We start from the raw sequence: 4,948 nt of genomic DNA on the forward strand, positions 1-4,948 counted from the left end.
CACGGACTCCTCGATCACGCCCAACGAGGTGATCCGCAGCTCCTCAAGCACGCCGGCCACCCTCCGCGCGGCCACCGGCGGAGCGCCGGCGCCGTTCCGCGGCTCCCCGCCAGCCGCTGACCGGCAGGTCGAACTTGGCCACCAGCCGGTCGGTGAACGGCGCCTGGTGCAGCCGCACGAGCCGGACGGGGGTGCCGCCCCGGCGCACCTCGATCCGGGCGCCGGGCGGCAGCTCGACGGTCCGGCGCCCGTCGCACCACAGCACACCGGAGCCGTTCGTGCCGGCGAGCACCTCGACCGCCAGCACCGAGGTCGGCGCCACCACCAGCGGCCGCGCGAAGAGCGCGTGCGCACTGATCGGCACCATCAAGAGCGCCTCCACACCGGGCCACACCACGGGGCCGCCGGCGCTGAAGTTGTACGCCGTGGAGCCGGTCGGCGTGGCACACACCACTCCGTCGCACCCCCACCGCGACAACGGCCGCCCGTCGACCTCGACCACGACCTCGAGCATCCGCTCGCGGGCCGCCTTCTCCACGCTGGCCTCGTTGAGGGCGAAGGTCCGGGTGACCAGCTCACCGTCGCGGAATACCGAGACGTCGATGGTCAGCCGGTCCTCGGCCGTGTAGCGCCGCTCCACGATCGCGTCGATCGTGGACGAGATGTCCTCGTACTCCGCCTCCGCCAGGAAGCCGATGTGGCCGAGGTTGACCCCCAGCAGCGGGGTCCCGCTGCCGTGGGCGAGCTCTGCCGCGCGCAGGATGGTGCCGTCTCCGCCGATCACCACGACCAGCTCGCAGCCGGCGCTCGGGTCGTCCTCGGCGGCCAGATGGACGTGATCGTTGTCGGCGAGACCGAGGGCCGATGCCTCCTCGGGCAGCAGTCCCACCTGGATGCCATGGCCGCTCAGCGCGTCGACGAGCTGGCACGCCACCTCGCGCGCCTGCGCGCGACCCGGGTGAGCAAGGAGGAGCACACGGCGCTGGTCGGTCATGGCCTGCTCACTCTCCCACCCTCTCATCCGGTCCGGCGTCGGGACCGGCCGACACCACCGCCTCGATCGTCTCCGGACCGACCGTCGTCGGCCCCCGTCGGAGCCACAGGAAGAACTCGACGTTCCCCGAGGGCCCCGGCAGCGGGCTCGCGGTCACGGCCCGGGCACCCCACCCACGCTCGTCGGCCGCCATCGCCACGGTCCGGACCGCCTCGGCCCGCAGCCCGAGGTCGCGGACCACCCCGCCCTTGCCGACGCGCGAGCGACCCACCTCGAACTGCGGCTTCACCATCAGCACCAGATCTCCGTCGTCCGCCGTCACCGAGAGCAACGGGTCGAGCACCAGGGTCAGGGAGATGAAGGACAGGTCGCCCACCACCACGTCCACCGGTGTGCCGACGATGCTCGGGTCGAGGTCGCGGACATTCGTCCGGTCGAGGACGACCACGCGCGGGTCCTGGCGGAGGCGCCACGCCAGCTGGCCGTACCCGACGTCCACCGCGACCACCTCGCGCCCCCCGTGCCGCAGCAGGACGTCGGTGAAGCCACCCGTCGATGCCCCCGCATCGAGGCACCGTCGCCCGGACACGACCAGACCCTCCGGCTCGAAGGCCGCCAGCGCCCCCGCCAGCTTGTGACCGCCGCGGGACACGTACTCCTCGCCGCCAGGGATCGCCGGATCGGCCGCGACCACCAGCGCCACATCGGTCGTCACCGCGGTCGCCGGCTTGGTCGCGCGCGCCCCGGCCACCGACACCCGCCCTTCCGCGATCAGCTCCGCGGCATGGTCCCGCGACCGTGCCAGACCGCGGCGGACGAGCTCGGCATCGAGCCGGAGGCGTCGCGGCGTCAACGTCAGGCGAGGTCGTCCGGATGGTCCACCGAGGGGGCGTCGAGGGCCGTGCGCAGGGACTCGTGCACGCGCTCGAACGCCGCCAGCCGCTCCTCGAGCGGCAGGTCGCTGAGGCGGTCGACCTCGGCCAGCGCCGCGTCCACCGCGGGCACGCCTGTCAGCTGCCGGTCGTCGGCGGCGGGCTCCTGCTCCTCGGGCTCCCCGTCTCCAGGACCGGTCGGTGGCACCTGCTCGGTCATGCCCGAAGGCTACCCCGGCGACGCCCCCGGATCGGGCCCGGTCAGACCGGCGGCATCCGCGGGGCTGCCGGTGCCGTCGAGGTGAGCCCACCCGGCGGCCGCGACGGCTGTCCACCAGGCGTCGGCATCGCCGGCGTCCACGCCCGCTTCGGAGCCTGCCGACGTCACGGTCATCCGTCCGTCGTCGACCCGGGCCGTCCAGGGACCCGCGCGCCACCCGTCGTCCGCCTGCTCCGGCAGGCATCCGGGCCGGGACAGCGCGGTCAGGTCCTGCCCGATCCAGGTCGGCCGCTCGTCCTCGGCGGCCGAGAGCAGGTCGGACAGCGAGCTCACCCCGGTCATCACGAGCAGCGAGTCGGTCTCGGCCTGGTGAGCCCCCGCGATGTCGGTGTCCAACCGGTCGCCCACCATCAGCGGTCGCTCGCCCTCGACGCGCCGCCGCGTCTCGTCGAGCAGAGGACGAAGCGGCTTTCCGGCGACCTGCGGAGTCACCTCGGCGAAGTCGCTGATCAGCCGGACCAGGAGACCGTGCCCGGGCGCGAGCCCGTCGTCGGTCTTCAGGGTCAGGTCGGTGTTGGTCGCGACCCATGGCAACCCGTTGCGGATCAGCGTGGCCCCACGCATGATCACCCGCCAGGGCAGGTCCGGCGCATATCCCGAGGCCACCGCGACCGCCTGCGGATCTCCCACGGGGACCGGCTCCAGGCCCGCCTCGCGCATTGCCGCAACCAACCCGTCGGCGCCGAGCACCGCGATCGGTGCGCCTTTCCCGTAGGTCTCGAGCAAGACCCGCGCCGCCGCCTGGGACGAGGTCACCACGTCTCCTGCGCTCGCTGCCACGCCCAGGTCCCGTAGTTGGGAGGCCACCTGATCGGGGGGCCGCGAGGCGTTGTTGGTGATGAACGCGATGTGCGCTCCGCCCTTCCGCGCCTCCGCGATGCTCTCGGCCGCGTGCTCCACGGCGTGGCCGTCCACGTACACCACGCCGTCCAGGTCGAACATCAGCAGGTCGTACACCCTCGCCAGGCTCTGGCCCTGAGGTCCTGCCACCGTCCAGCTCCTTGGTCGTAGCCCATACGATGCACCGATGGAGTCCGGTCTCCCCACGGTCCCGCCGTACGTCGCCGGCCCGCTCCAGCTGTCGCCCTTTCGGGCCCTCTCGCTGGCCCCGCGGCGTGTCGGGGACCCGGCGTCGGCGCGCGCCTTCGCGCGACCCTACCGTGGCGTCCCTGCGCGCCTGGAGACGTGGCGCAAGCGGGGGCTGGCCACCCGGGACGACGAGCCGGCGGTCTACCTCCACGAGTACTCCGACTCCGGCCTGACCGTCCGCGGTCTGGTCGGCTGCCTGGACCTCTCGCACCTGGCGTCGTCGGTCCGGGAGCGCCGGGTCTTCCCGCACGAAGGAGTGCATCCCAAGCAGGTCTCCGAGCTCGCCGGCCGGATGGAGACGATGCGGATCAACCCGGCACCGATCCTGCTGGTCCATCGTGGCCCGTCGACCATGCGGGAGGTCAGCCGCAAGGTGCGCACGGGCAGCCCCGACCGGGAGTACGTCGACCACGCCGGTCAGCAGCACCGCGTCTGGGTGATCAGCGACCCCGACCAGCTGGCGGTGATCGCCGACGGCCTGGCCGAGGCCCGGCTGCTGGTCGCCGACGGCCACCACCGCTATGCGGCCTACGTGGCGCTGAACGCGCGGGAACCCACGCCGGCTCATCGGTGCGGACTGGCCATGGTGATCGACCAGGACGAGACGCCGCTCTTCCTGGGCGCGATCCATCGCCTCCTCCACGGCACGAGACTCGACGACCTGCTCTCGGCGGCGTCAGCCGCCGGAGCGGAGGTGCGCACCATCGACGAAGGGGAGGCGATGGCGGCACTCGCCCCGGACACCCTCGTGCTGACCGACGGCCAGCGCTGGGCAACGGCGCGTCTGCACGTGCCCGACGGAACAGCGATGGTGCAGCTCGTCGACGAGGTGCTGCTGGAGAAGCTGGCCCGCCGGCCGTCCCGGATCGGCTTCGCACACTCGGTGACCCAGGCGGTCGAGCAGGCTCGACCCGGACGGGTCACCGCCGCACTTCTGCCTGCAGTGGACCTCGACCTGGTCGTCGACGTCGTGGGCACCGGAGGGCTGCTCCCGGAGAAGGCGACGTCCTTCCAGCCGAAGCCGAGCCTCGGATCGTTCATCCGCCTGCTCGACGAATGAGCCGGGCCGCCGCGACCTCCACCTCACATCGAGACACCCGGCCACCACCGGCAGGCGCGAAGAACCGACGCCGCAGGCTGCCCTTGACCTCGACCAGGTCACCGGTTTGCCACTTGGACACCGACCGGGCCGGACGCTTGGCCCAGACGACACAGTCCAGGGTGTCCACCGTGACCCGGGACGCCGGCGAGGGCGGCCTCCCGACGATCACCCGGAACTTCCACAGCTCCGAGCCGCTCGGCAGCACCTGCTCCTCGGCCGGCTGGGACATCCGGCCCACCAGCGTTACCTCGTTGACCTCGCCGAGGTCCTGACTCTCCTGCGTTGACATCGCAGATCACCTCCAGGCGGCCAGCCTCGGGTGGCCCGCCCACGGTGACCGACATGTCGAGGCGGGCCTGTGGATGAGGCCTACGGGAGGACACGGTGTGGACGGAAAGCGGCCCTTGCAAAAGCAGGCAGGGCCGGAAATGCAGAAAGGGCCACCGTGCTGGCGGCCCCTCCTGGGAAAGGTATGTTCGGCGGCGTCCTACTCTCCCACATCCTGTCGGGTGCAGTACCATTGGCGCTGGCTGGCTTAACTTCCGGGTTCGGGATGGGTCCGGGTGTTTCCTGGCCGCTATGGCCGCCGTAACGTTGTGAACCATTCTTGT

6 protein-coding genes and 1 rRNA gene are annotated in these 4,948 nt (G+C 72.2%); 1 reads left to right on the plus strand and 6 read right to left on the minus strand.

The genetic code is table 11. The annotated features are described in order from the left end of the window. Positions 1-43: 43 nt before the first annotated feature. From VGK78_RS00005 to VGK78_RS00020, 4 genes are read right to left on the minus strand one after another with little or no spacing between them, the layout of a single operon-like run. A complete protein-coding gene (locus VGK78_RS00005; RefSeq protein WP_331525200.1) occupies positions 44-994 on the minus strand; it encodes an NAD kinase in 951 nt (316 codons plus the stop codon). A 7-nt stretch (positions 995-1,001) separates the two neighbouring features. Further along, on the minus strand, positions 1,002-1,847 hold the full coding sequence (locus VGK78_RS00010) for a TlyA family RNA methyltransferase (RefSeq protein ID WP_331525201.1): 846 nt from the start codon (positions 1,845-1,847) through the stop codon (positions 1,002-1,004). Between the two features lie 2 nt (positions 1,848-1,849). Further along, complete coding sequence (locus VGK78_RS00015; protein WP_331525202.1) at positions 1,850-2,086, minus strand: hypothetical protein; 237 nt, start codon at positions 2,084-2,086, stop codon at positions 1,850-1,852. A gap of 9 nt (positions 2,087-2,095) precedes the next feature. Next, entirely contained in the window at positions 2,096-3,136 is a 1,041-nt protein-coding gene (locus VGK78_RS00020) for an HAD-IIA family hydrolase (protein ID WP_331525203.1), read from the minus strand. Between the two features lie 37 nt (positions 3,137-3,173). On the opposite strand from VGK78_RS00020, the gene VGK78_RS00025 reads away from it, so the two are divergent. Then, positions 3,174-4,295, plus strand: coding sequence for a DUF1015 family protein (locus tag VGK78_RS00025; RefSeq protein WP_331525204.1), 1,122 nt, complete (start codon positions 3,174-3,176; stop codon positions 4,293-4,295). Here VGK78_RS00025 and VGK78_RS00030 read toward each other — a convergent pair. Both VGK78_RS00030 and rrf read right to left on the minus strand, forming a co-directional pair. Then, positions 4,273-4,626 (minus strand): single-stranded DNA-binding protein, encoded by a 354-nt coding sequence (locus VGK78_RS00030; RefSeq protein WP_331525205.1) that lies wholly within the window; start codon positions 4,624-4,626, stop codon positions 4,273-4,275. The genes VGK78_RS00025 and VGK78_RS00030 overlap by 23 nt on opposite strands. A 185-nt stretch (positions 4,627-4,811) precedes the next feature. Next, a 5S ribosomal RNA gene (rrf, locus tag VGK78_RS00035) occupies positions 4,812-4,928 on the minus strand. Positions 4,929-4,948: the final 20 nt, after the last annotated feature.

Source organism: Nocardioides sp., from assembly GCF_036503465.1.
Lineage (GTDB): Bacteria > Actinomycetota > Actinomycetes > Propionibacteriales > Nocardioidaceae > Nocardioides.

Bases quoted from the DNA above. Each gene is read 5' to 3' on its own strand.
- VGK78_RS00005 (WP_331525200.1), bottom strand. From the start codon at position 994: ATGACCGACCAGCGCCGTGTGCTCCTCCTTGCTCACCCGGGTCGCGCG.
- VGK78_RS00015 (WP_331525202.1), bottom strand. From the start codon at position 2,086: ATGACCGAGCAGGTGCCACCGACCGGTCCTGGAGACGGGGAGCCCGAG.
- VGK78_RS00025 (WP_331525204.1), top strand. From the start codon at position 3,174: ATGGAGTCCGGTCTCCCCACGGTCCCGCCGTACGTCGCCGGCCCGCTC.
- VGK78_RS00030 (WP_331525205.1), bottom strand. From the start codon at position 4,626: ATGTCAACGCAGGAGAGTCAGGACCTCGGCGAGGTCAACGAGGTAACG.